Here is a 25,798-nt window from a genome sequence, read left to right as displayed (position 1 = left end):
ATCATTCCGAAATTAGACATCTCATTAAAAGCTAAGTCTAAATCCCCCTTTCCTGCCAATAAGAGTAAAAGGGAGATTTAGGCTGTTACGCATTTAAAATAGTATTGTAGGGTGCGTCAGCCCTTTCTCGTTTCCCTTGTAAGCGTAAGTGTTCTAGCTGACGCACCCTACAGGCCTCGTTAGTGGTTTAAATGCGTAACAGCTTAGGACGATCGCTAAAGCGTCAAAGACTGAGGATTTGTCTCGATCAATTTCGCTAAATCTTGCAAGAAAGACGCCGCATCAGCACCGTAAATCACCCGGTGATCGCAAGTAATATTCACCTGCATTTGCCGCTTGACTCCCATCAAACCATCCTCGTTTGCTACGACTTGCGGCCGGGAAGAGCCGATCGCCAAAATCGAGCCTTGATTCGGCGGCAAAATCGCATCAAACTTGTCTACTCCATACATTCCCAGATTGGAAAGAGTAAAAGTTCCAGTGCTGTATTCGTCAGGTTTTAGCTGCTTGGTGCGAGCGCGATCGACTAAATCCTTCCAACTGCGGGAGAGCGAATATATGTCCAGGCGATCGGCATTTTGCAGCACCGGCGTAATCAAACCGCCGCCGTCCATCGCCACCGCTACCGCCACATTAATATCAGCGCGGTGTTGAATTCCCGACTCCACATAACAAGCATTCAGCAGAGGATGTTTTTGTAAAGTTACTGCTACAGCCTTCGCCAGCATAGCCGTCATCGTGACGCCCTTCGACTTAATTTGTTTGTAGAGTTTGTCCAGATTATCAGTAGTAATTGTGTAGCCGACGCGGAAACAAGGCACGCTCAAACTTGCTTCCATATTCCGAACCACCGCATTTTGCAGCGCGTTCATCGGTACTCTGTTGCCCGAAAGTGCGATCGCCGGGACTGGTGCGGGTGCGGGTTTGGCTGCTGCGGGTGCGGGCGCTGCGGCTGCGGGTGCTGCGGGGACTGTTACGGGTTGCTGAACCGGAGCGGGTTGGGCTTTTCCGGCTGCTGCTTCCACATCCTCTGCGACAATGCGGCCGTTGGGGCCGCTGCCTTTGATAGAATTCAAATCTACTTTAAACTCTTTGGCTAACTTGCGAGCGCGGGGAGAAACGATGCTGCGGCCGTTTTGGCGGCTGACATTTTGCTGCAAACCCGCTGATGCTGTAGCTGCGACAGGCGCTGGGGCGGAGGCTGCTGGGGCGGAGGCTGCTGGGGCGCCGGCTCCTTGTTTCTGGGCTTCTGCGATTTCGGCTTCTGTTTCTGCTACCAGGGCGATGGCTGCTCCCACCGGAGCAACTTCGCCCGCAGGTACGATAATTATTGCTAAATAGCCTTCGTAGAAAGACTCGACATCCATGTCTGCTTTGTCGGATTCAACCACTACCACGGTTTCGCCTTTTTCTACTTTGTCCCCTGCGGATTTGACCCAGGAAACAATTTTGCCTTCTGTCATGGTAGAGCTCAGGGCTGGCATGAAAACTTCGCGAATCATCTGTAAAAAGTCCTTGTGAGTTGGTAATTGGCGATCGGTATTTGGCAATTGATAATTGGCGATCGGCCACCGGCAGTAATTATTATTATGCCAGCCTCTAGTCCGAAGATGTGTGACTGTTGACTCAAAATTTCCTACCAATTACCTTTTTCCCAATTACCAATTACCAATTTCTAATTTCTAAATATCACCTCGAATTTCTTCGACTATGCCGTCGCGGAGGAGAACTTCTACTTGCATTTTTTGAATCAAGTTTTCTCCCAGCCCCACAGTGAACGTGCCGTCAATTTGACCTTGACTCACTTCTTGTTCCAGGTCTAGCACCTGCACTTGCTGGAGCTGTTGCAGGTTTTGGTTTTTCTGTTCTAGCAGTTCGCTTTTTCTTTGATTCACTTGCACTTGAATGTTTTCTATTTGCTGCATGACTTGCGGGCCTGGGGGGTGCAGGTTTTGCTTTTGGATTTCTGAAACCATCCGCTGCCCTTGCATTTCTAGCTGTTGTAGCTGAGAATCTATTTGGTTGATTTGGGCTTGGAGTTGCTGTTGAGCTTCTTCTTTCCAGCGGGGAGTAACGACGACTTTAACGTTAATCGATCGCTTCAAGAGTAATTGTGGTTCCATAAAGTTGTTGCTTGTCTATTGGGAATTAGGTATTAGTCATTAGTCAATAGTCATTACTCATCAGTCATTAGTTCGCAAATATTTCCGTCTGACTGAGGACTAAGGACTCATGACTCAAGACTGAGGACTGAGGACTGAGGACTCGCGACTTGGGTGTTGGGATAATTTTTTCTTTTCCATTCCCCAAGTCCTGCGAATATTTTCAAAACATCCCGTCAATCATATCGCGGTAGTGTTCCGTCACAACCGGGCGCTTAATTTTCAGGGTCTGGGTCAGCATTCCATTTTCCATCGAAAATGGCTCCTGAATCAACCGGAACGGGCCAATCCGATCGTCCGCGCGGTATCCGGGGCGATTTTGCACCTCTCGGTTCAATTCTTTGCGGAATAAATCTTGAATTGTCTTGCTATTCCAGTCAATTTCGTGTAATGGGGGATTCTGAGTTTCTGCCCATTTCTGCACAGCTTCTGCATTGGGGACAATTAAGGCGCCGACGGATTTCTGGTCTTGACCTACTAGCATAATTTGGTCGATGTAGGGGCTGCGGACGCAGGCGTCTTCTATGGGCTGGGGTTCGATGTTTTCGCCGTTGTTGAGGACGATCGTATCTTTGGCCCGCCCGGTCAAGATTAAGTCGTTTCCCGGTGTCAGCCAGCCCAAATCGCCGGTGTCGAACCAGCCCATCGAGTCGGTCGCCTTTGAGGTAGCTTGGGGATTGAGATAATAGCCCGCCATGATTTGCGGCCCTTTTGCCAATACCAAGCCGCGCTGGCCCGGAAGCAGTTGTTGCCGAGTCTCCGAGTCTACTATTTTAATTTCCGTACCTGGAATAGGCTGTCCTGCTGAACCTTTGAGGTTGTGCCAAGGGCGGCGGACGGTTAAAACCGGGGATGTTTCGGTCAAACCGTATCCCACCAACAAACCGATATTCGCAATTTCAAAGAAATTGTCTAAATGCGCGGCCAAAGAACCGCCGCCGCTGATTGCCCACTTAAAACGTCCTCCCGTAGCTTCCCGGACTTTTTGGTAAACGAGTTTTTCGGCAAGGGCGTAAACGGGCGACAACAGAATGGTTTTGATCCGGGCGATGAATTTTTCAGCAACTGAGGCAGGTTGTAAATTGAGAGTTAATCCTTCGACAATCCGGCGGGCTTCTATGTATTTTTGGCTGGCAGATAACAGGAAATTCACCAATTTTTGTTTGTTGGGAGGCTGTTCCCGAAATTGCTTTTGTACTGCCTCGTAAATCGATTCCCAGATGCGCGGAACGCTGACCATGTACTGGGGTTTGCAAGTTTTCAAGTCTTGTTTGAAATAGCGAATGCTGGTGTAAATTTGCGTGCATCCTTGGGAAAGCAGGAAGTATTCGACAGTGCGTTCGTAGGCGTGCCAACTGGGCAGGATGCTGAGGGCAGATTCGCCGGCTTCTGGCTGGAGAATTGTCCCGAAGGTGGTGATTTGGTGCAGCAGGTTCCCGTGAGTCAGCATAACGCCTTTGGGTTTGCCAGTGGTGCCGCTGGTGTAGAGGAGGGTGGCGAGGGTTTGAGGCGTATGGTTGGAGGGTTTGAGGGGGCGGTTTGCCCCTGTGGTCATGACTTGGGAAAATTTGACTGTGTTTAGGGTTGGGCTGGCTTCGGGTTCTTCATCGGAGAGGAGGACGACGAGTTGGATGGGCAAATCCGGGAGGCGGTGTTGCAGTTTTTTGAGTAATGCCCGGTTTTCGACTACCAAGGCGCTGCTACCGCTGTCTTGGATGATGTACAAAAGTTCTTCGGGGTCGGCGGTGGCGCCTCGAACGGCGTTGGCGGCCCCAGCCATCATGATGCCTTGGTCGGCTATCAGCCAGCGGGGGCTGTTGTCGGCGAAGAGGGCGACGCGGAGAGGGATGGCTTCTCCTGGGTTTGGTTCGATGCCGAGGGCTTGGAGGCCGGCGGCGAATTGCTGTATTTGTTGGTAGAGGTCGGTGTAGGTCAGTTTGATTTCGGGCTGGGTATGGGGATCGTGAAGGGCGACGGTTTGAGGAAATCGCTGTTTGACGATCGCCCAAATTTCGGGTACTGATTGGATGGAAGTGTAATCGATTAGCTTGCTGAGGTTAGCGCGATCGCGATCGGTCAGTTGAGACAATGTGTAAGATGCTGTGCCGTTCATAGGGTATTTTCCTCAGTTTATCCAGATAAAATTATTGACTATAAGTTTAAGATCGCAGCTATTTTACAACTTTATGGCAGTATCGTGACAGTTTGCCAACCTGCCATTGTCTATTTAGAAACTTAGGGATACAAAATGATGAAAATTATAGTTGCACAGAAACAGATGAATTTACCAAGGTTGATAGTAGTTGCTTTGAGTGCGATCGGTCTAGCATTATTATGAATTTGGTTGCTTTTTCAAACGCGATCGATAATGCCATCCCACAGTTCGGAAATTGGATGTAATTTGCCTTCTTTAATTTGCTGGAGGGAGTTACGGAGGCTGGCTAGGACGAGTTCGGCAGGATCGTCATCGGGATCTGCGGGCGGGGTGACAATATGGCGATCGATTAATAGTTGGTAAAAGCCGTCCACAGACATTACAGCGAGTTGAGCCGATCGATCGAGACTGAGGCTGTGCTGCTGATAAAGTACGATCGCGAGTTCGAGTCGCACATCGGCTTCAGTCAGGGGGAGATTGTCGGGAAGGTCGATCGTAATTTGCATGATTTATGGTAGTTTTAGGTTTTTATTGGCTTTTAAGTGCGATCGTTTAATTTTGCAATTTGGTTTTAATTTTATTACAAAAATCGATGAACTGACGGAAAGTAGTCAGTTGTTCTGGGTGAACTTGAATCCTTGTCAATAGCTGTTCCAAATAAAATGGCTTGAGTACATCTCCCGGTCGTTTTTTTGAATAGGTAATATTTTTAGCTTCAAATAACGCTCTCAAATAAGCTCCGTGAAACTGAGCGTGAGTATTAAAATCTTGATATCTGCCCATATTTTCGGGACAGTTAACTGAAACATCGTAATATTTAGTATAATCTAGCAAAGGTTTGTTTTGAGGATTTCGGGAATAAATCTTGCGATTGCCCAACAGCAAACTTTCCAAGCAGCGATTCTGAAATATCAGCACAAGTTCTGCCTTGTTTAATTTCAATTTTTGTTGAGTTAAAAAATCATAAATTTCAGTTGTGAGTTCGGCAACAGTATTTTCTTCTGCATCGAGACATACTACAAAATAGCTGTATTTTCCGTTTGAGTTGATTTCGGCGATCGAACGCGGAATAAAATCATATATTAATGAAGGATATCCTTCCCCGCTAATCAGGTAATAATTTTTCTCATTCACATCATCGCAATTGTCAACTCGCTGCAATTCCGGTAAAAGATGAGCCAACCAAGCGGGATAAACTTTTCTCTCCGATTGCTTCCCTTCAACTAAAAAATACAGATTCATTAAACTTTAATTCCTTCGCTGTATTCTTCAAGATTAATCAGTTGCATAAAAGCTTGATGCCTCGATTTTCCCAAGTTCAAATCTTTAGCATCTATGACAGTTACGATCCCACCTTTGCGAGTGACTATTTTCCAGTGTTCCATCCCAATATTATTGATTATGTAGGGATGGTGGCTGGTAAGAATGAATTGGATATTTCTATTTTCCACAATCAAATCTGTCACAACATCAATGCAGTTAATTCCCAAGCTGTTTTCAAATTCATCAATCAGGATTACCGTGCCTTCGGGCGACAAGTACAGTTCGCTAATATGAATGAGAGTTTTCAGCATTCCTGAAGAAATATTGTTTTGGAAAATCCAATTGTTAACACCTTTTTCTTTTATTTGAATTGGAAAAGTAATAAATGATGATTCCTCATCTTGTACTGGTTCTATTTTTATGTCTTCCACTTGAGGAAAACCTTGTATAAATATGCCTTTTATTTTATGAAAAATATCCAAAAAAAGGCGACAAATAAAAGCTAATTTTATCTGGATCGGCATATCGCTTTCCTTAATATCATCTAATAAAATATCACCTTTTTGTATCCTTGATATCATTGTATAGTTTATATCGTAATAATCTATTGGACTCGAATTATTGCTAGTTATTTTATTAAAACCCTGGTGAACAGGTGAAATATCTTCTTCTTGATTTAAAATTTTAACTACGCTTTGGAACGGAGACAATTTGGGCGTTGTCTTGCCTTTAAATATAATTTCATTAGGTGTTCTTTGTACAACTGCATTTCCCTCTCTGAATAAATTTTCACTAACAATTCTAAATTCATTAGTTTCGCCGTCATCATTAAGAATGAAGGGCAGATTTTCTTTTGTTTCAAATTCGCCTTGCCAGCGGTACTCTACATTGTTTACTGTCGAAAATGTAATGTCCCATCCTAAACCGTTTAATGAAGCACCATTAGCTATCTGTTGTAAACTCAAAATTCCTTTCAAAATTTGTGTTTTGCCGACACCAGATACGCCAACTAATAAAGCTAAATTGGAAAAATCGATCGGTTCAAAACGCCACTCTCGTAAATTATCCCAAAAAGCTACTTTCTTAATTCTCATTTCCCCCTCCTATCTATTAATTATCTGCGTCCATCAGCGTTTATCAGCCTACATCTGCGGTTAAAAACCGACATAATTTTGCCGCCACCAAGCGCGGACAAACTTAATCTCCTCAAAGGTATAACGTTCTTCCAAAAACTCATAAATTGCTCTCAGTTTCTCATCCCCCATAACTTCAATTGCGTACACTATCGCCTGCTGGCGTTCCGATTCAACTAATAAATTTATATCAACTTCCAATCCCATATCCATCAATTCTACGAGATGCCCAGAAATAGTATTAGGACTCATCCCCCGCGCATTGGCTATGGCTTGAACTGTCAAACCTTGTCGGTATAATTCCCAGGTTTGCATCTGGGAATAAGAGGCAACGTTGGAAATATTTGGAAGATTAGTAACATTAGAAGATGCAGCATTAGTTGGCAATCCTTGTTCTTGGCAAAAAGCGCGAATCGCCTCTAAGAAAACCTTGCCGTACTTATCTCGTTTGTTGCTGCCAACGCCGTAAACCTCCTCGAATTCTGTGAGATTTTGCGGGCGTTTTTCGGCCATGTCTCGCAAGCTTTTATCAGCAAAAACTACGTAAGGCGGCACAAATTGTTCGTCGGCAATTTGCTTGCGTAGCGTCCGCAGTATGGCAAATAAACCTTCGACTTCTACTGCCAAAGAACGAACTTTCCCCTGTATTTCTCGCTGCGGTTCAATGGCGATTTCAACTGTGCGCTGACGTTTCATGATTTCCCAACTTTTCTCGTTCAGTTTCAAAATTGGAAACCCATCCGTTCTTTCGTCTAACAAACCTTGATTTAACAGCGAACGACTCAATTTTTTCCAATCGTCGGCACTTCTATCTTTGCCTATTCCGTAGGTAGAAAGTTGGTTGTGCTGATATTGCAATACTTTTTGACTTCTCGATCCGCGCAGCACGTCAATAATATGATTCATGCCGAATTTTTCTTGGCATCTCGCGACGCAAGAAAGAAATTTCATTGCCTCAAGCGTCCAGTCTTCTACTGGTTTTTTGTTGCAACAGTTATCGCAATTGCCACAATTTCCGGGAAATGAATCGCCAAAATAACTTAACTGAACTGTGCGGCGGCAATCGCTGGAGTCTGCATAGTTAATTACTCGGCGCAACTGTTGGCGGGCAATTCGCTGTTCTTGCGGATCTGGTTTTTGCTCGATGATATATTCGATGGTTTTGACATCGCCGAATCCAAAAAATAAGGTGCAATGGGATGGTTCGTTATCTCTGCCAGCCCGGCCGGATTCTTGATAGTATCCTTCTAAATTCTTGGGCAAGTCGTAGTGAATGACAAACCGCACGTCGGGTTTGTTAATTCCCATTCCAAAGGCAACTGTTGCTACCATTACTTGCACGTCGTCGCGAATGAAGCGGGTTTGATTGGTGGCGCGATCGCCATCGTTCATGCCGGCGTGGTAAGGTAAGGCTTGGATGCCGCTTTGCTGCAATTTATAGGCAACTTCGTCAACTTTTTTGCGGCTGAGGCAATAGATAATTCCAGAACCGCCTTTTTTTTGGATGATTTGCAAAACTTCGGCAAAACTGTGCTTGGTTTTTTGGCGGACTTCGTAGTATAAATTGGGGCGGTTGAAGCTGGCGACGTGGATGTAGGGATTTCGCAGAGTTAGCTGCTGGATGATGTCTTGGCGGACGCGCTCGGTGGCGGTGGCGGTTAGCCCCATAATGGGAATGTCGGGATATCGATCGCGCACTCGCTGCATTTGCCTGTATTCTGGACGAAAGTCGTGTCCCCATTCCGAAACGCAGTGGGCTTCGTCGATCGCAAATGCCGAAATTCCTAACTTATTTGCTACTATATCTAAAAACGGTAAAAATCTCTCGCCGAGCAAGCGTTCGGGTGCAACGTAGAGCAATTTAATCTTACCTTCGAGAATCGCTGTTTCGCGCGATCGCGCTTCCATCCCGCTCAAAGTGCTGTTGAGAAAAGTCGCCCCAATTCCATTATCCTGCAAAGCTTCCACCTGGTCTTGCATCAGAGCAATTAACGGCGAAACAACCACAGTCAATCCCGGTTTCAACAAAGCTGGTAATTGAAAACACAAAGACTTGCCACCGCCAGTCGGCATGACAATCATCATATCCCGTTTTTGTAAAGCAGCTTCGACAATTTCCTGCTGCCCCGGGCGGAAAGAGTCATAGCCAAAAAAATGTTTAAGAGCTTGTTCGAGGGACAGCGGCACAGAAGATATTGGCGGATTCGACCGTGACATTTGCAGTAGTTGGTTGTTGGCTTCTCAACTATTCTATGCCTTTTGAGCACAAATACAGTTACAATAATTGAGAATCTCAATTTAAGCAGAGAAACTGATGCCGAAAGCAATTTGGAATGGTGCCGTCCTGGCCGAAAGCGACAAATGCGAAGTCGTAGAAAACAACTATTACTTCCCCCCGGATGCCATCAAACGCGAGTTTTTCAAGGATAGCAGCACTCACACTACTTGCGGTTGGAAAGGTGTCGCTAGTTACTACAGTGTCGAAGTCGGCGGACAAGTTAATAAAGATGCTGCTTGGTACTATCCTACTCCGAAAGATGCTGCTAAAAATATTGCAGGATATATTGCTTTTTGGAAAGGAGTTAAGGTAGAGGCTTAAGTTTTACTCGCAAGTTTGTCAGCCGCGATTTGGACAAAATAAGACGGCGGTTGAAACCGCGTCTACACAAACGAAGAAGATAAGACTCGGCGGTTGAAACCGCGTCTACACAAACGAAGTCCGCCTCCGCGGACTGAAGATAATACCGTAATTTTAACAGGCAGTTCTTCAACCCGCTCTTCTAGGGTTTTGTTTGTATAGGCGCGGTTTCAACCGCCCAGTCTTCTTAAGTTGACGCTGCAATTTTAATCTTTTTCCCAAACGGCGACAGCTTCCGAACCCAAACCGCGGCGAACAACAATCGGTTCGCTTTCTGTCAAATCGAGAATGGTAGAAACTTGATAACCCGGATCGGAACCGTCATCAACAATGACATCTACTAACTTTGAAAAACAGTCAAATAGTTCGGCTTTGCCAAAGCTTTCTGCTTTTGCTGCCGGCACGGATGCTGCACCTTCATCGTCTGTCGTGATATGAGCGGATGTTGAAATAATCGGATTTCCCAAAGCTTCCACAAGTGTAAAGCAAAGCGGGCGATCGGGAACGCGAATTCCCGTGGTTTTGCGTTTTGGGTTCATTACCAACCGCGGCACTAACTTTGTAGCTGGTAGCAGAAACGTGTAAGGCCCAGGTATTAATCGTTTGATAATTCGGTACGCTTCATCGCTGACGGCAGCATACTCTGCGATATTTGACAAAGAAGAACACAGGAACGTTAAAGGCTTATCATTGGATAGTTGCTTGATCTGCCTGACTCGTTCTACGGCAGATTTGGAGTTGAGATCGCAGCCGATCGCGTAAACTGTATCTGTCGGATAAAGCATCACGGCCCCATCTTTCAGAGCTTTTTTAATTTTTTCGATCCTGTCTTTTTGGGGTGCAACTGGATGCACTTGGTAAATAGTTGCCATGTTAAGATATTGCAGGCTAAGTGGGCGATCGAAATATCGAGTGAAACCGATATCTTGCAGCATTGTCAAGAACAGGCAAGATGCCTGTTCCACAAAGAGTAAATTTTCTTGTGGGGTGGGCATCCTGCCCGCCAGTCCAAGACTTATTGACAATGGTGCAAGGCGTAAGATGAAACAATCAATGCTAAAAATTAATTGTTAATAATGAATAAAATAGCTTATTTTGACTGTCCCACCGGCATTGCTGGCGATATGTGCCTTGGGGCTCTCGTCCACGCCGGCGTTCCTTTAGATTACCTGATCGAAAAACTCAATTTGCTCGGCATTTCGACAGAGTACCAGTTGCGGACGGAATTAGTCCACCGGAATACTCAACAAGCAACTAAATTTCATGTCGATTTAGCTGCGGATTTGTCGTTAAAACCCGAAAATCCCGCTGATTCCACACTCGATCCCTCGGAAACGGAATCCCCGACTTTTGACGCCCGCCACCACCACCATCACGGTGAAGAACATTCTCACAGTCACGGCGAAGCAGATGCCGAAATTAGCCACACTCATCACCGCCATTTGCCAGAAATTGAGCAGATCATTGTCTCTGCAAAATTGCCTCCGCGCGTGGAAGCGTGGAGTTTGGCGGTATTTCGCAAATTAGCAGATGCAGAGGCTGCCGTACACGGTATCCCCGCAAGCGAGGTTCACTTTCACGAGGTGGGGGCGACGGATGCAATTATTGATATTGTCGGTACTTGTTTGGGTTTGGATTGGTTGGATATTGATGAGTTTTACTTTTCGGCAATGCCGACTGGTGGCGGTACGGTGAAGGCGGCACACGGTAAGTTAGCGGTGCCGACGCCGGCGGTGATGCGGTTGTGGGAAACGCACCGAGTGCCGGTTTACAGCAACGGGATCGATCGCGAATTGTGCACTCCTACGGGAACTGCGATCGCCTGTACTCTCGCCTCTGCTTTCGGCCCGCCGCCAGCGATGCAAATTCAGGCGATCGGTTTGGGTGCAGGTTCTCGCAATCTGGCAATTCCTAATATTTTGCGCCTCTGGATTGGGGAGAAGGAAGAGGGGGAGAGGGGGAGAGGGGGAGAGTGGGAGAGTGGGAGAAAGACGGCTACTAATTCTCCATTCCCGATGCCCAATGCCCAATTCCCAATGCCCAATTCTATAGAAACTATTGCGGTTTTGGAAACGCAAATTGATGATTTGAGTCCGCAGGCGATCGGCTATGTTTTTGATGCTTTGTTTGCGGCCGGAGCTCTGGATGTTTTTACTGCGCCAATTGTGATGAAAAAGTCGCGGTTGGGGGTTTTGTTAACTGCGATTTGTCATCCCGAATTTCAGGATGATTGCGAAGCAGTTATCTTTCGGGAAACTACTACTCTGGGAATTAGGCGATCGACTCAACAGAGAACTATTCTGCACCGAGAAATCCAGACAGTTCAAACAGAATACGGCGAAGTCAAGATAAAAGTTGCGAAGTCTGGACAAACAATTGTTAACGTGCAGCCGGAATACGAAGATTGCGCGGAAATTGCCAGACTTAAAAATATTAGTTGGCGCGAAGTTCACCGCTTGGCGCTGCAAAGTTGGTACGACCTAAGTTATTCAGTTGACAGTTGACAGTTGACAGTTGACAGTTGACCGCCAGATAGCGACCTCTACCTGGAATGAAGAGGATTGGAGTAATGAATAGTCTTCTTTTAATTTTTCCCGATCGGGCTTTGGGCTTTAAACCAATTCTTTCTGGTAAATAATAGGAACTTACATCTTGCACGATTTTTAGGAACAGGCAAGATGCCTGTTCCACAAGAGTTTAATTCACCAAATAACAAATAATAAATAATAAATAAGACATAACAAATAACAAATAACTAAAGTCTGCGGCTTTGTAAAATTTGTTGTTGCAATTCCTCGAAAGCGGGCATTTTTGAGCGATCGTCTGTGGGAAACATTGCCCTTATTTGCTCCATAAGCTCGATCGCCAGCGGTACGCCAAGCTGCAATTGTTCCAAAGTCTCCCGCTGAGCAAAAACACTTTCCGGTGTTCCTTCTAAAATCAATTTTCCCCGATCCATTACAAACACCCAATCAGCCCAGCGGTAGATGAAATCGAGGTCGTGACTTGCTAAAAGGATGGTGGTTCCAGTGGCGTGAATTTGTTCGAGTAAACCGATCAGTTGTCGGGTGTGACGCGGGTCGAGATAGGCGGTAGGTTCATCTAGCAGCAGCAGTTTGGGCTTGAGAACCATGATATCGGCGATCGACACCCGCTTTTTTTGCCCCAAACTGAGATTGTGAATTGGTTCGCAGGCGAGTTCGCTTAGATCGAATTGCTCGATCGCCTCTTGCACCATTCTAGCAACTTCGGATTCTGCCAAACCCAAATTGTACAATCCGTAGGAGATATCTTCTTCTACCGTGGAAGCTACTAATTGATGTTCGGGATTTTGAAAGACGAGTCCGATTTGTTGGCGCAGTTGCATCAACGATTTGCGATCGTAGCGGAATGGTTCACCTTGCCAGCGAATGAAGCCATGTTGCGGTTGATATAAGCCATTTGCTAACAAAAAAAAGGTAGTTTTGCCGCAGCCGTTTTGACCGATTAGCCCGCAGCGTTTCCCGGCGGGGACTTTGAGGTTTAAACCCTGAATTGCCACTCGCGAACCGCAGGGATATGAGTAGGAAGTGCGATCGAATTCGAGAATCCATTCAGACATATTCGTTATTTTTTATTTTTTATAGCCTTATTCCCAGGCTCTGCCTGGGAATAAATACCCGGAGGCCGTGCCTCCAATTACCGATTACCGATTACCAATTTCCATTGTATTTGTGTCAGTTTTTATTGGTTTTTGACAACTGCCAAAGTTGAATTTCATAACACAAATGCTGCTCAAAAAGTTTGCCAGCCTCCAATCCTTCAACCACCAGCTTCTTGAACCAGCGACGAAATATCCAGCGCAGGAATTTATGGACTGGCGGAACTGCGATCGCAATTAAATCTGCAACATAGATCATCGTATTCAGTCCATACCTGCGGAAAGTATCGACATACAAATCGATTGTCGGCAAAATATGGGCCGAAATATCTTCAGTTTTGACTAAAGTGAATCCAGCCTGATTTAATGCTGTATGAAGTTCAGTAACAACATGACAATTAGAGAACATTCCCTCTTGATAATTAGCATCAGAACGCAGCATATCGGCAAGCAGCACGTAGCCACCAGGATTGAGGATTTTGGCGGCACCAGAAGCAATATCAACAGCCGACATATACTGGCTACTTTCGCTAAAGAGAATCAGATCGTAGAAATGGGTTGCTTTGAAGTCTTCAAACCTGGTGAGGTGGAAGATTGTCCGATCGCGCGTACACTTAAGAAATCGCTGTTGTTGGAACGGATCGGGTGCGAGCCCTTCGACTGCAAAACCTCGATCGAGCAAATAAGCCGCATTTCCGCCAATCCCGCAGCCCACATCTAGTATCGTATGAGTGCCTTTGGGGATCGCATCCAACAGTTTTACAGTATAAGCTTGCTGAGCGACGCGCAGCCGCGCGAGTGTTAGTTCATCAGCGGGCACCGGTAGGGTTTCCCAATAGCCGTAGTGAAGGTAGGGCGAATCTGTCAAGCCCAAATAGTAATTAAGTGCTGCATTTTGGTAGCGAGTTACTTTGGAAATTTCGATTGATTTTGGCTGCGACATTCGGAAAATTTAGTAAGTTTTAGGATTTCGGGCAGAGTTGAAATTCTTCCCAGCGCTTGCATACCTGTTCATAGCACTCAACAGGAGAAATTGCCAAGTTTTGCAACAAATTGATATCAATCTGACCGTTGGCGATCGACAAAAATATAATTGCTTCCTTGGGTTCGTAGCTAGCAATGATTTGCAGCAGATTTGAAACAGTATTTTCCTCTACTTTTAGTTGTTGCAAATAAGCAGTTGCGTACAATTGGGAAATAAATAGCAGGTCGTACTTTATAGTATCTACACTCCAATTCACTGAGCCGTTAATGAGAGTATTTATTTTGCAAGCAACCAAGCCTCGTCCTTGATGCAAAAAGCCATTCCAAGCAATATGTCCGATCGGCAAAATATTCTGGTGAATAAACAAGTTTTGCCAGTAGCCAAAACTACCCTGCCAAACAGTATCTTCGATTCGCATTTTTTTTGTTTCCCGCTGCCTAAAATTTCGTTATTGTCTACGATCGGCAAACGGAACACAACAGCAGATTATTGGTAAAAATACTGAACTCACCATCATCCATACCTCGCAGATGAAAAACATGATTGTAAACAAATCGGCGGGCATCCTGACTCAGAGAAGCAAGAATCTCCTTACAGTTGCGGGACAGCGCCGGATTCGCACCGAACTTTCCCCCTTACGTCTGATGGCTGTTCTCCATCAGAGCCGATCGATATACTGGATATTACCACTATTTTGGATATTTGACAAAAAAAAATAGAACCGGATTTAGTATCAAGGCTTCATACAGCGTTTGCTGTTTCACGTACAGACTGACCGTTGCAGCGATTGAATCATCCTTTCGCAATCTTTTGCCGCAACCAATTTTAATACTCCAACAACTACACGCTTCTAAGTAAGCTATCTGCTTAAGTTTATCGCATTCAAAAGTGGGGCAGGTAGGATGCCTGTCCTTGACTGGCTTTTCACTTCTATGTCTATTCTGCTAGTCCGATCGCCAATTTCTCCCCTTTTTCATAATGTTTTCATTATTTCTGGTTTTATGGTAAATTAAAACAATGAAAGAATTATAAAAAACAACAATGAGTGAGACCGATCGGCCCAGTGACTCGACGGCATGGAAACCCTATCAAATTGGTATATTCGGGCTATTACTAGGAATTTGGCTCAGCGGATGCAGCGCTCAGACGGCTGGGTCTGAGACCGAGCAAAACGGAACTCCTAGCCCGATCGCCGGGAATGTGACACCCCAAGACAAAAAAGTCATTCTCACCACGTTCACGGTGCTGGCAGACATGGCTCAGAACGTTGCGGGCGATCGGGCGATCGTCGAATCTATTACCAAACCGGGTGCGGAAATTCACGGCTATGAAGTTACGCCCAGCGACCTAAAACGCGGGAAAGATGCTAATTTGATTTTGGAAAACGGCTTGAACTTAGAGCGCTGGGCAACCCGATTTTACAACAGCCTTCCCAAAGTTTCTCACATTACCCTAAGTGAAGGAGTTCAACCGATCGATATTGCGGAAGATGCCTATCAAGGCAAGCCGAATCCCCATGCTTGGATGTCGCCGCAAAATGCTTTGATTTACGTCGAAAATATTCGCAAGGCATTAGGAAATCTCGACCAGGCTAATGCTTCAAACTATGATGCGAATGCGGCAAAATACAGCCAGCAAATTAGGGCGATCGATGCAAAACTCAAACAAGCTATCTCTGCCATTCCCCCGGACAAACGCTACATAGTAAGTTGTGAAGGTGCCTTTTCCTACATTGCCCGCGATTACGGCTTAAAGGAAGTTTACATTTGGTCGGTCAATGCCGAACAGCAAGCCACACCAAAACAAGTTGAACGGGTGATTAATACGGTGAAGGCAAACCAAATTCCGGCTGTATTCTGTGAGAGTACCGTCAGCAATGAGGCACAGATTCAGGTAGCAAAGGAAACAGGCGCAAAATTTGCCGGGGTGTTTTATGTCGATTCCCTATCTCCCTCCGACGGGCCGGCATCAACCTATCTTAAGTTACTTGAATACAACGTCAATACTCTGATAAAAGGACTACAAAGCAAGTAAAGGAGAAAAGAACATGAATGAAATCGGCATTGATATTGAGAATGTGACGGTTGCTTATCACGGCAAAGTAGCCTTGCACAGCGCCTCGCTGCAACTCCAACCGGGGACAATTTGTGGATTGGTGGGGATGAATGGCGCGGGAAAATCGACATTATTCAAGGCTATTATGGGGTTTGTGAAGCCAAACACCGGACGAGTTTTGATTAATGGGTTGCCGATTCGCAAAGTGCAAAAAAGCAATCTGGTTGCCTATGTACCTCAGTCGGAAGAGGTAGACTGGAATTTCCCGGTGAACGTTTATGATGTGGTGATGATGGGACGCTACGGGTACATGAATCTGTTGCGAATTCCCCGATCGACCGATCGACAAGCCGTGCGAGAAAGTTTGGAACGGGTGGAAATGTGGCATATGCGCGATCGGCAAATCGGAGAGTTATCGGGGGGACAAAAAAAACGCACCTTTTTTGCGCGGGCATTGGCGCAACAGGGAACGGTTTTATTATTAGATGAACCGTTTGCCGGAGTCGATATCAAAACTGAGAAAATGATGGTTAACCTGTTAATAGAACTGCGTCAAGCAGGACATACAATTCTCGTTTCAACCCATGATTTAGCGTCCATTACCACATTTTGCGACCAAGTAGTATTAATTAACCGCAGTATTCTGGCCTATGGAAATACCTCAGAAGTGTTTACAGAGGAAAATCTTTCTCGCACCTTTGGCGGTTCTGTTGGAGATTTTTCGTCGGCCAAAAGTCGGTTAACTCAAGTCGATCGGGAGGAACAGTAATGGATTTAATTCAGTGGTTTGCGGCACCGTTGCAGCATGAATTCATGGTGAAGGCAATTTTAGTCAGCGCCTTAGTAGGGATTGTTTGTTCTGCGCTTTCCTGCTACATGACTTTGAAAGGATGGGCTTTGATGGGCGATGCGGTTTCCCATGCGGTGATGCCGGGAGTTGTGATTGCTTACGTGTTAAATATTCCTTTGGCGGTGGGTGCGTTTGTGTTTGGGGTGGGTTCGGTAATTGCGATCGGCTTCATCAAAGCGAAAACTCGCGTTAAAGAAGATACGGTAATCGGCTTAGTGTTTACTGGATTTTTTGCGTTAGGTTTAGTGTTAGTTTCTAAAGTCAAAAGCTCGATCGATTTAACGCATATTTTGTTTGGCAATGTCTTAGGTATTTCGGATGCAGACATTCTTCAAACGGTAATTATTAGTGTCATCACTCTGGTAACGCTGGCAATTTTACGCAAAGATTTGATCCTGTTTTGTTTTGACTCAACTCACGCGCGATCGATCGGTTTAAATATCACCTTTCTTTATTACGTTCTGCTGTCCCTGCTATCCCTCACAGCAGTTGCGGGACTTCAGACGGTCGGCATTATTTTAGTAGTAGCAATGTTGGTAACTCCGGGAGCAACTGCATATTTATTGAGCGATAACTTTGACCGCATGATGCTAATTGCGATGGCTTCGGGCGTATTTTCTAGCGTCATGGGAACTTATATCAGCTATCACATTGATGGTTCGACTGGCGGATGTATTGTGGTGCTGCAAACGCTGCTGTTTGTGTTGGCGATGATTTTTGCCCCGAAACACGGGTTATTAGTTAGGGGAAGGAATTCAGGGGCGATCGCTGAATAAGATCGTGTCCTCTAGCATCATAAATGTATGGCAGGGCGGGTTTATGAGCTTATTAGTTTGAGGCAATGATTGTTTGTAAAACCCGCCCCTACAGAAATTGCGGTCAATTGACCGGACATGATATGACTATTCAGTAAATTCAATATTTTCATATAAATCTGCCAGTGAAACCTCCACAGAAATAGAGCTTAACATCAGCCGATCGCCAATAACACCATATTCTGAAAAAATCCACTTATTCGCATCAGTTTTCGAGTATTGCTCCACCCGCAACCGATATTGATCGATTAACAAATATTCCTGAAAACTCGGAATACTACGATAAGCCGCAAACTTGTCATCGCGATCGTAAGCTCTAGTACCTTTAGACAGCACCTCAGCAATCAGCAGAGGATTGGTAATTGTATCCGTCCGTCCCGATTGCAACTCGACTGGTTTCGCTACCACCATCACATCTGGGTAAGTATAATTATTAAGCTGAGGAACCCAAAGCCGCTGATCTGATGCAAAAATACTGTAAGGTTTACCCTTAAGGCTCACCCTCAAAATAGCGTTTAAGATGCTGGTGATTTCATTGTGATTCGGTGTGCCGCCAGCCATCAGAATAATCTCCCCATTGATAAATTCATGCCGCTCCTGAGAATTAACTTCAGCTTCTAGATATTCCTCAGCCGTGTAGGTTTTGGTTTCAACTTGCGCGATCATATACAAGGCTCTCCTTTAATCTACTCATTTCAGTTTATCTTAAAAATCGTTAATAAACAGGCAAGATGCCTGTTTCACAAAGAATGAACCAGATCGCACTTAACATACTTACCGCAGCGGGACAAAGTTGTAGCCAGTATTTCCTCCTGGTTTAACTTGCACTAAAATCGGCTTACCAGCCCGATCGCCCGTGGGTAAAAACTTCACATCCTCGCTCGATCCTGCTGCCGAAAAACTCGCATTTCTGAGTGCTTGTTGCAATCCTTCCCGCGTATTGCTTTGCCGCAAGCCAGCGATCGCAGCTTGAGTCGCGTCAAAACTCGTTGCTGTTCGCCAATTCACAATGCCTCCCCAACGCTGGCGGGCATTTTCTGGGAAACGGCTACCGGGATTAGTTTCAGGATGCCAGGGAACGGGCAAAACTAAGCCATCAACGCTCTTTTGCCCGTCTTTTAGCGTTTGAAAGGTGTACATTGTAGTGCTGCCGTAGAGTGGCAATTTGCCTTGATTGATGCGAGCCAGAGAGATGGCGCGATCGATGCGATCGACGTGGGGCGCTACCATCAATCCTTGTGCACCTTTGCTGACAGCATCGGCGAGGGCATTGTCGGGATTAAAAGAGGGTAATGAAAAGTCGCAAATAGTGGGAACTAATTTGCCACCAGCAGCAGTAAGAGATGCCACAAATTCATCTTTGAATGATATGTTATCGGGTGCTTGGGAATCATAACAAATGGCAATATTAGTTTTGCCTGCTGTTTTGACTGCATATTCTGCTAATGGAGCGGCCATTACGCTAATAGCGGGAACTGTCCGAAAGATGTAACTGCCAAATCCTGATAGATTATTGGCAAAGCTAGTTGGCGTTACCATTACCAATTTTTCTTGCTGATAGATTGGAGCAGCTTCGAGAGATGCGTTGCTAGCATTGTGTCCAATTACTGCTAGTATACTTGGATCTTTTGTCAATGTCTTTGCAACTTCTCTGACAACTTCTGGACTGTTGTCGTCGTTGACAATTTCTACTTGCAGTTTTGCGCCATTGATGCCACCGCTAGTATTGATTTCATCCTGAGCTTGGGCAACACCTCGGAGGATTTCTTGGGCGACATTGGGGTTACTACCAATGGGGACGCTGACAGCTATTTTTAAGGGAGAACCACTGCTGGCTGTGGCATTATTCAAATAAATAACGGTTTCTGGATCGTTGCGATTTTGTTTCAGCGAAGCCTGAAACTTCTGGATGGCGACTGGATAATCTCCTTTGCCAAAAGCTTCAATACCTGCTTGTTTGTCTGCTGTGGTTTGGGATGTCACCAATATCTGATTTCCTAAACTGATGCGAGTTGCGATCGCTCCGGGTGCGATCGTTCCCGGTGTAGATGTAGATGTAGATGTAGGTGTATTTGAAGTTTGGGCCTTCAATAAACCGGGAAGAAACTTGTATGCGCCAAACCCTATTAAGCCGAGGGCGATAATAAAAACAATGGGCGGGGGGCTGTTTTTTTTGTTAGTATCTTGATACATAATTTTTTTTTCGGTATGTTGATAATGCAATTATTCATTCAACTACTGTTCGCGTCAATTCATATAATTCATTAATTAAGTTCATAAAAGTCATATTTGTAATAGCTGTTGCAGGAAGTGCGATCGACCTTATGCAAATCCGGCCCGCTAAACTAACGAGAATACGAGAATTATCAACAATAGTCCTGGACGCGCGGGTGCTCAGAAACCGGGTTTTTTGCGAGAATACTTCTTTACAGCCCACAGATTCGGTAAAAACCCGGTTTCTTTGCTTGTGATGCGTAAGTCTCCTTGATATTAACCGCCGCCAGCATCGCCACCACCGCCACCGCCACTAATCGTGAATATAATGCAGGACTTACCCACTCCCACCAAAGAAACCGGGTTTTTTACGAAAAGACGCGTTACAGCTAGCAGATTCGGTAAAAAAAACCGGTTTCTGGGCGCCCATTCGTCTAGGACTAACAATAAATTTAGCGTTGAAATACCGCGCTTACCAAAGTTAAAACCGTGCAGCCAAACACAGCTTCAAATGTATATCTTGGCGAAGGTTTATAAGGGTAAGAATGCCAGACGCGCAGTTCTCCATTAAAGCCGCGCGATGCTAAACTCAAGGAAACTTGACGGTAGTTTATCAAAGTTCGCTGAAGCAATTGTCCGATTAAAATGCCTAAACTGCGCATTCCCAGTTTCCAAGTGCGATAGCCGCAGCGCGAGTTTTGGGCTATCCAAAGTTCATCGGCGATCGCCAACAAGCTAAAAATAAACCGATACATTAGTAATAGCAGTTCTGTGACTAACCCTGGACAGCGTAATTGTCTGATAATTTGCAAGACTTCTGTAAATGGAACCGTCAAGAGGATGAAATACATACAGCTTGTCGATGCCAATGTACGGGAAAACAAGAGACTCACTTGATGAATTCCGGTGCGGCTCAGATACAGATAAAAAGTGCCGGTGCTAATGCCCCAACCTTGCCAAATATCCCACTCAATTGCGGGGAGACGATCGCCCGCAACCGCACCCAGCGCCAAAGCAGGCAAACTCGTCAGCAAAAACATCAACGGTAGCGACAGCAACCGCAGATAAAGTTTCCCCGGAATGCCCGCATAGATGACAATCCAGACTGCTAACCAAAGGGCGATCGACAATTGGACGATCGCCCCAGAAACCAGAGACAGAATTAAAAGGGCGATCGCAAAGGATAACTTGTGAGATGGCGGCAACCCGCGCAAACGATTGGTATAAGCCAGACTATCAATCTGATGGTTCATTCCAACGGCGATTTATCATCAGATTTCTGAGATTGCGATCGTCCCTTGTACAGCCCGATCGCATATCCAATCACACCCGCCCCCAGCGCCGCTTGAGTGGCAAATAAGAGACTTTCAATTTCGCCGCTAGCCGGCTCAAAAAAGTGCTTGAACCAAGGTTCATAACCCGGTTGAATCTCGGTAATTGCCTTTTCGGCTTGGTCATCCGAGCCGCCGTATTCACCGCGCACAAAAGCTAGGGGAATGACAGCAAGTACAACAACTGCGATCGCCAACATCCAATTTTGTTTTGAAGTAGCTTGCTGACTGCTTGTGTGTTTTTGACTCATGGCTTATGACTCCTGTCTCAATAATTTCAAAGTTTCCAACTCCGGCTTCCCGTAAGAATGCAGCCAATTCCAGACCAATACTGTCAGCAATCCTTCACTAATCGCCAGCGGTACTTGAGTAATTGCAAAGATACCAGCAAACTTGAGAAACGAAGCCATAAAGCCGCCGCTTGCTGCGGGAAAAGCTAACGCTAATTGAATCGAAGTCACCACATAAGTCAGCAAATCTGCGATCGCCGCCGCACAAAAAATTGCCGCCCGCTGGCTACCAGTTCGCAACAGCAAATGATAGATAAAATACGCAGCAAACGGGCCGACAATCGCCATCGAAAACATATTAGCTCCCAGCGTTGTCAGCCCGCCGTGCGCTAACAGTAACGTTTGAAAAAGCAGCACTAAAGCCCCCAGTACAGCCATCACCGAAGGGCCGAACAAAATCGCACCCAAACCCGTACCCGTCGGGTGAGAACAACTCCCCGTTACCGATGGAATTTTTAAAGCAGAAAGTACAAAAGTAAACGCACCGGCTAAAGCTAGCAGCAGTTTAAGTTCCGGGTGTTCTTTTGTAATGCGAGTAATCGCACGCAACCCAAAGGCAAAAAAAGGCAGCGCCACAATCCACCAAAACGCAGCCCATTGCACCGGCAAAAAACCTTCCGAAATGTGCATAGCTGCGGCGGGCGTTGCCGAGCCCAGGACAATATAACAACTCAAGCCAGCCATCAATCCCAAGCTGACCAATTTCCGATTTCCGGCCTTCATTCTGAACCTCGCAGATGAGACAATATAAACCAACACATCGGCGGGCATCCTGACTCAGAAAGCGACATCACCTTCATTACAGTTGCGGGACAGCGCCGGACTTGCACCGAACTTTCCCCGTTTCCTCTAATGGCTGCTCCCCATTAGAACCGAATCGTTAGCTTAGTATAGTCGATCGCGTAAGTCTCAGCGGATATTTTACAAAAATTATTTCAGATTAAGTAAGTAAGTCAAGATTACCTATCTTCTTCCTTCTATTCCTTTTCTTCCTTCGCGTCCTAGCGCTTACGCGCGGCTTCGCCTAACGCGTATTCGCGGTTCATTAAAATCTCAACCAAACACACAAATACAACCAAACAAATCAAGGTTATAATCTTAGTAAGTTTTGAGGAAAGCCGCAATGTTACAGTACAACTTGCCGAGGAACTTGCCCTCCGCCGATGAACTACCCGACTCGGATGAAACGCCTGTGGATAACGAACTGCAAGAACTAATACCAGGGTTGTTAAAAGCAATATTGCTCATACTTTGGGCCGAACGCATGGACTGGTTTTTTGGGATAGATATGGGTGTGTATCATCATCCTGACGAACCGGCTATTGTCCCCGATGCTTTCTTAAGTTTAGGAGTAGAACGATTTTACGACGAAGAATTGCGCCCCAGTTACGTGCTGTGGGATGAAAATGTCATGCCACTTTTCGTGCTAGAAGTTGTTTCCCCAACTTATCGCAAGGAATACAGCACAAAATTAGACACTTATCAAGCTTTAGGCGTACTTTATTACGTCATTTATTCTTCCCGCCGCCGTCGCAAACCTCATTTGGAAGTACACAAGTTAGTCAATGGAAAGTACGAGTTACAGTCAGGAAATCCAGTTTGGATGCCAGAGATTGGTTTAGGAATTGGTTGTGAAAGGGGAAATTATTCTGGGGTGACAAGGGAGTGGTTGTATTGGTATGATGCCGATGGAAAACGTTATCTGACTCCTGAAGAAAAGGTGAAAGAATCAGCGCAACTCGCCCAACAGGAATCCCAGCGCGCCCAACAGGAATCCCAGCGCGCCCAACAGGAAGCCCAGCGCGCCCAACAGGAATCCCAGCGCGCCCAACAGGAATCCCAGCGCGCCCAACAGGAATCCCAGCGCGCCCAACAGGAATCCCAGCGTGCCGATCGACTAGCTGAACGTTCCGAACAATTAGCTCAGCGATTGCGGGAGTTGGGGATAGATCCTGATAATCTGAGCTGATTGCAGTCAAGAGTGCAAGACTGACGCACTCTTGACGTTCAGGAACCTGGTTTTTCAACGCCCGATCGATCGCCCTCAACGAAGGATTTCCGGCAAAAACCCCGGTTGCTGCATCCAAGAATGTGTGAATATTTATCGCAAAAATCAGGAAAGATGGAGATAGATTTGGAAAAAACAGAGAGTTTGACGGCAAACATTGAGATCCAGCTCGAAAAAATGACGGGAGAGGTTATTAAATAATGGTCACGGATCTGCGTTTTTACGATGTCATCGGATTTGGTGACGAAGTTCCTGGAGTTCTAGCTGTTATCTCAGCGGCCAGAGAATACCGCCGCCTGACAAAACGTTATCCGCGAGTTCTGCTGATGTCTAAAGGAAACTTGCAAGAAGGAATTGGCGGGCATTTGGTAAGAGGCGGTCTTGCTTATTTAGATAGAAGTCAGATCGGTCAAGAACTTCAACAATCTTTAAAATTAGATACCTTTGGTTCACCGGCGGCAATCTATAAAGAGTTCCTGCAAAAATCCGGTGTCAGTGCGATCGCGCTTGACCCCCGCAAAGCCAGTGCAGCGCTGAAAGAAATGCTGTCACAAGCAGGGGTCGATCTCCTCAGCAAAGTAGAAATTCAATCAGTAAATAAAGAACGCCAAAGAATTGCCAGCATAACCACATCTAGAGGCATAGTTTATGCAGGTAAGCAATTTATTGATGCCACCGTCAATGGCGAATTAGCCCAAGCAGCAGGTGTGAGAAAGCTGAAGGGATTTGAAACATTTGGTCTGCCTAACTCAGAACTTCCAGTCACCCTCGTTTTTGAAACTCAAGGACTCAGTGTCCGAAGACTGAAAGAACTCGATTACAATTATCTAAAACGCTTCACAAACCTCGCCGATTCAGAGAGTCAAAAATTTTTGCTGTACGCGGCTGGGAAGGATGCCAAACTAGCAGAACAACTCCGGCTGGAAATGCTCGACACCAGAGGCAATCTCAGAACTCTGTGGGCGGGCCGCGATTACATCGATGTGCGATCGCCGGCTCTGTCTGTAGCTTATCACTCCTTTAGAGGAACAAAGCTATCTTTTCCTGAAACCGGCATAATTTTAGATGAGGGAAATATAGCAATACTTCCAAATGAAAGACTTTCGTGGAATGCGCTTTTATTTGCAGTCACCGCCAGCGAAGCAGAAGCCTTAGCGAGAAGCGGGAGCAAACCCACGGCTAATATGCAAAGAGAAATGTTATTTCTTGCAGCTTGGCTGAGGAGTTTGGGGGCTACTTCGGTTACTTCTGCCTCAGAATTGTATATCAGACACGCCGGCAATGTGACGGGAGTTGTAGAACCTCTAACCGGCGCACAAATGCTGCTTGGTGGCGTACCGGCTAATGAGGCACTGGCAACATTTAGCTATCATTTTGATGTACGCGGAGGCATCCCGGGTATTGGCGAGAAAGCAAACAGTCTAGGATGGTTTAAAAGTGTGAGTTTTAAACAGCCTACCTTCAATATTGGCATCCGCCACGCATTAATTAAAAACGTTCCTAACCTGGCAGTGGTCAGTCCGTGTTCTGGATTTGAAGGGTTTGCCTGTTCTGTCGGCAGAATTGTTGAATTCAACGCCGCAGTTGGTCAAGGTGTCGGTATCGCTGCCATTAATGCCATTCTAAATAACAAAAATCTAGCCGATATTTCTAACCGAGAAGTGAGACAAGTTCTCGCCCAAACAGGTCAGTTACCTATAATTTTTGGATTTGCAAACAATACTGATGGAACGCTACTGGCGCAATTCGAGAATCTTGTCAGTTCGGATGCTATTGCATAATCTCCTGGTTTGTAGTGAGGACTTTAGTCAGCAGAAAGGTTCGTAGTTAGGACTTTAGAAATTGGTAGGGTGTGTCGCCATCCCTCGTACCAAAAAAAAGACCGAAAATTGAGCTAGCGACGCACCAGGGATAATAGTTGAGTAAACAAACTAAACTAAGAGTATTGTAGCAAGGATTTTTTAAATTGATATAATTTTTGGGCTTGCTTGCTCCACTCATGTGTAAGGTGCGTCGCCATGATATCTACGATTGAATGCTAGAGATCAAAAATGGCGACACACCCTACGATATTCAATCCCGAACGCATAAAGGTTCGCAGCATCGGACTTTAGTCCGCAGAAAAAGAAGGACTAAAGTAAGGTGCGTCGCCATGATATCTACGATTGAATGCTAGAGATCGAAAATGGCGACACACCCTACGATATTCAATCCCGAACGCATAAAGGTTCGCAGCATCGGACTTTAGTCCGCAGAAAA

General features: G+C 45.7%; 23 protein-coding genes and 2 riboswitches. Of the genes, 7 read left to right on the top strand and 16 right to left on the bottom strand.

Annotation, left to right across the window (positions count from 1 at the left end):
- Positions 1-215: 215 nt before the first annotated feature.
- From QUB70_RS13535 to recQ, 7 genes are all read right to left on the bottom strand, one after another.
- The gene (locus tag QUB70_RS13535) at positions 216-1,502 is read right to left on the bottom strand and encodes a dihydrolipoamide acetyltransferase family protein (protein WP_332981028.1); all 1,287 of its coding nucleotides are present in this window, start codon (positions 1,500-1,502) and stop codon (positions 216-218) included.
- A 180-nt stretch (positions 1,503-1,682) separates the two neighbouring features.
- Positions 1,683-2,123, bottom strand: a complete 441-nt coding sequence (locus QUB70_RS13530; RefSeq protein ID WP_172186046.1) for a YlqD family protein — start codon at positions 2,121-2,123, stop codon at positions 1,683-1,685.
- A 202-nt stretch (positions 2,124-2,325) separates the two neighbouring features.
- Positions 2,326-4,275, bottom strand: coding sequence for a long-chain fatty acid--CoA ligase (locus QUB70_RS13525; protein ID WP_332981000.1), 1,950 nt, complete (start codon positions 4,273-4,275; stop codon positions 2,326-2,328).
- 239 nt (positions 4,276-4,514) lie between these two features.
- Positions 4,515-4,823: a UPF0175 family protein gene (locus QUB70_RS13520; protein WP_332980998.1), complete on the bottom strand. Its 309-nt coding sequence runs from the start codon at positions 4,821-4,823 to the stop codon at positions 4,515-4,517.
- A 46-nt stretch (positions 4,824-4,869) separates the two neighbouring features.
- Entirely contained in the window at positions 4,870-5,559 is a 690-nt protein-coding gene (locus QUB70_RS13515; RefSeq protein WP_332980997.1) for a hypothetical protein, read from the bottom strand.
- Positions 5,559-6,674, bottom strand: a complete 1,116-nt coding sequence (locus QUB70_RS13510) for an AAA family ATPase (protein ID WP_332980995.1) — start codon at positions 6,672-6,674, stop codon at positions 5,559-5,561. The genes QUB70_RS13515 and QUB70_RS13510 overlap by 1 nt, the downstream gene beginning before the upstream one ends.
- A gap of 60 nt (positions 6,675-6,734) precedes the next feature.
- Positions 6,735-8,930 (bottom strand): DNA helicase RecQ, encoded by a 2,196-nt coding sequence (gene recQ / locus QUB70_RS13505; RefSeq protein ID WP_332980993.1) that lies wholly within the window; start codon positions 8,928-8,930, stop codon positions 6,735-6,737.
- Between the two features lie 97 nt (positions 8,931-9,027).
- On the opposite strand from recQ, the gene QUB70_RS13500 reads away from it, so the two are divergent.
- A complete protein-coding gene (locus QUB70_RS13500; RefSeq protein WP_172186059.1) occupies positions 9,028-9,312 on the top strand; it encodes a DUF427 domain-containing protein in 285 nt (94 codons plus the stop codon).
- 245 nt (positions 9,313-9,557) lie between these two features.
- Here QUB70_RS13500 and QUB70_RS13495 read toward each other — a convergent pair whose 3' ends face one another.
- Positions 9,558-10,223 carry an L-threonylcarbamoyladenylate synthase gene (locus QUB70_RS13495; protein ID WP_332981027.1) on the bottom strand — a complete coding sequence of 222 codons (666 nt, stop codon included), beginning with the start codon at positions 10,221-10,223 and terminating at the stop codon, positions 9,558-9,560.
- 204 nt (positions 10,224-10,427) lie between these two features.
- On the opposite strand from QUB70_RS13495, the gene larC reads away from it, so the two are divergent.
- Positions 10,428-11,855 (top strand): nickel pincer cofactor biosynthesis protein LarC, encoded by a 1,428-nt coding sequence (gene larC, locus QUB70_RS13490; protein WP_332980989.1) that lies wholly within the window; start codon positions 10,428-10,430, stop codon positions 11,853-11,855.
- A gap of 251 nt (positions 11,856-12,106) precedes the next feature.
- On the opposite strand, the gene QUB70_RS13485 is transcribed toward larC, so the two are convergent.
- The 3 genes from QUB70_RS13485 to QUB70_RS13475 all read right to left on the bottom strand — a co-directional run bounded on the left by QUB70_RS13485 (position 12,107) and on the right by QUB70_RS13475 (position 14,394).
- The gene (locus QUB70_RS13485) at positions 12,107-12,952 is read right to left on the bottom strand and encodes an energy-coupling factor ABC transporter ATP-binding protein (protein ID WP_332980988.1); all 846 of its coding nucleotides are present in this window, start codon (positions 12,950-12,952) and stop codon (positions 12,107-12,109) included.
- Between the two features lie 115 nt (positions 12,953-13,067).
- On the bottom strand, positions 13,068-13,934 hold the full coding sequence (locus QUB70_RS13480) for a class I SAM-dependent methyltransferase (RefSeq protein WP_332980987.1): 867 nt from the start codon (positions 13,932-13,934) through the stop codon (positions 13,068-13,070).
- A gap of 19 nt (positions 13,935-13,953) precedes the next feature.
- Positions 13,954-14,394 (bottom strand): hypothetical protein, encoded by a 441-nt coding sequence (locus tag QUB70_RS13475; protein ID WP_332980985.1) that lies wholly within the window; start codon positions 14,392-14,394, stop codon positions 13,954-13,956.
- A gap of 121 nt (positions 14,395-14,515) precedes the next feature.
- A riboswitch (cobalamin riboswitch) is annotated at positions 14,516-14,660 on the bottom strand.
- Between the two features lie 357 nt (positions 14,661-15,017).
- Here QUB70_RS13475 and QUB70_RS13470 point away from each other — a divergent pair.
- From QUB70_RS13470 to QUB70_RS13460, 3 genes are read left to right on the top strand one after another with little or no spacing between them, the layout of a single operon-like run.
- Positions 15,018-16,010 carry a metal ABC transporter substrate-binding protein gene (locus QUB70_RS13470; protein ID WP_332980984.1) on the top strand — a complete coding sequence of 331 codons (993 nt, stop codon included), beginning with the start codon at positions 15,018-15,020 and terminating at the stop codon, positions 16,008-16,010.
- Positions 16,011-16,023: 13 nt separating this feature from the next.
- Entirely contained in the window at positions 16,024-16,800 is a 777-nt protein-coding gene (locus tag QUB70_RS13465; RefSeq protein WP_332980982.1) for a metal ABC transporter ATP-binding protein, read from the top strand.
- Positions 16,800-17,657 (top strand): metal ABC transporter permease, encoded by an 858-nt coding sequence (locus tag QUB70_RS13460; RefSeq protein ID WP_332980981.1) that lies wholly within the window; start codon positions 16,800-16,802, stop codon positions 17,655-17,657. Before QUB70_RS13465 ends, QUB70_RS13460 begins: the two co-directional genes overlap by 1 nt.
- Before the next feature lie 126 nt (positions 17,658-17,783).
- Here the strand turns inward: QUB70_RS13460 and QUB70_RS13455 are convergent, their stop codons facing one another.
- The 5 genes from QUB70_RS13455 to QUB70_RS13435 form a co-directional block, all read right to left on the bottom strand.
- Complete coding sequence (locus QUB70_RS13455) at positions 17,784-18,362, bottom strand: Uma2 family endonuclease (protein ID WP_332980979.1); 579 nt, start codon at positions 18,360-18,362, stop codon at positions 17,784-17,786.
- 108 nt (positions 18,363-18,470) lie between these two features.
- Positions 18,471-19,889, bottom strand: a complete 1,419-nt coding sequence (locus QUB70_RS13450; RefSeq protein WP_332980978.1) for an ABC transporter substrate-binding protein — start codon at positions 19,887-19,889, stop codon at positions 18,471-18,473.
- A gap of 473 nt (positions 19,890-20,362) precedes the next feature.
- On the bottom strand, positions 20,363-21,163 hold the full coding sequence (cbiQ, locus tag QUB70_RS13445; RefSeq protein ID WP_332980976.1) for a cobalt ECF transporter T component CbiQ: 801 nt from the start codon (positions 21,161-21,163) through the stop codon (positions 20,363-20,365).
- Positions 21,160-21,492 (bottom strand): energy-coupling factor ABC transporter substrate-binding protein, encoded by a 333-nt coding sequence (locus tag QUB70_RS13440; RefSeq protein WP_332980974.1) that lies wholly within the window; start codon positions 21,490-21,492, stop codon positions 21,160-21,162. Before QUB70_RS13440 ends, cbiQ begins: the two co-directional genes overlap by 4 nt.
- Positions 21,493-21,495: 3 nt before the next feature.
- Positions 21,496-22,254, bottom strand: a complete 759-nt coding sequence (locus QUB70_RS13435) for an energy-coupling factor ABC transporter permease (protein WP_332980971.1) — start codon at positions 22,252-22,254, stop codon at positions 21,496-21,498.
- Positions 22,255-22,276: 22 nt separating this feature from the next.
- Positions 22,277-22,423: riboswitch (cobalamin riboswitch) on the bottom strand.
- 231 nt (positions 22,424-22,654) lie between these two features.
- Between QUB70_RS13435 and QUB70_RS13430 the strand changes: the two genes are divergently transcribed.
- Together QUB70_RS13430 and QUB70_RS13425 are read left to right on the top strand one after the other, a co-directional pair.
- Positions 22,655-23,500, top strand: a complete 846-nt coding sequence (locus QUB70_RS13430; RefSeq protein ID WP_332980970.1) for a Uma2 family endonuclease — start codon at positions 22,655-22,657, stop codon at positions 23,498-23,500.
- 239 nt (positions 23,501-23,739) lie between these two features.
- Positions 23,740-25,320, top strand: a complete 1,581-nt coding sequence (locus tag QUB70_RS13425) for an FAD-dependent oxidoreductase (protein WP_332980969.1) — start codon at positions 23,740-23,742, stop codon at positions 25,318-25,320.
- Positions 25,321-25,798 lie beyond the last annotated feature (478 nt).

It is taken from the genome of Microcoleus sp. A003_D6 (assembly GCF_036702825.1).
Classification (GTDB): domain Bacteria; phylum Cyanobacteriota; class Cyanobacteriia; order Cyanobacteriales; family Microcoleaceae; genus Microcoleus.
The sequence above is the reverse complement of the archived record's forward strand: the minus strand, read 5'-3'. Positions and strand labels throughout refer to the sequence as shown.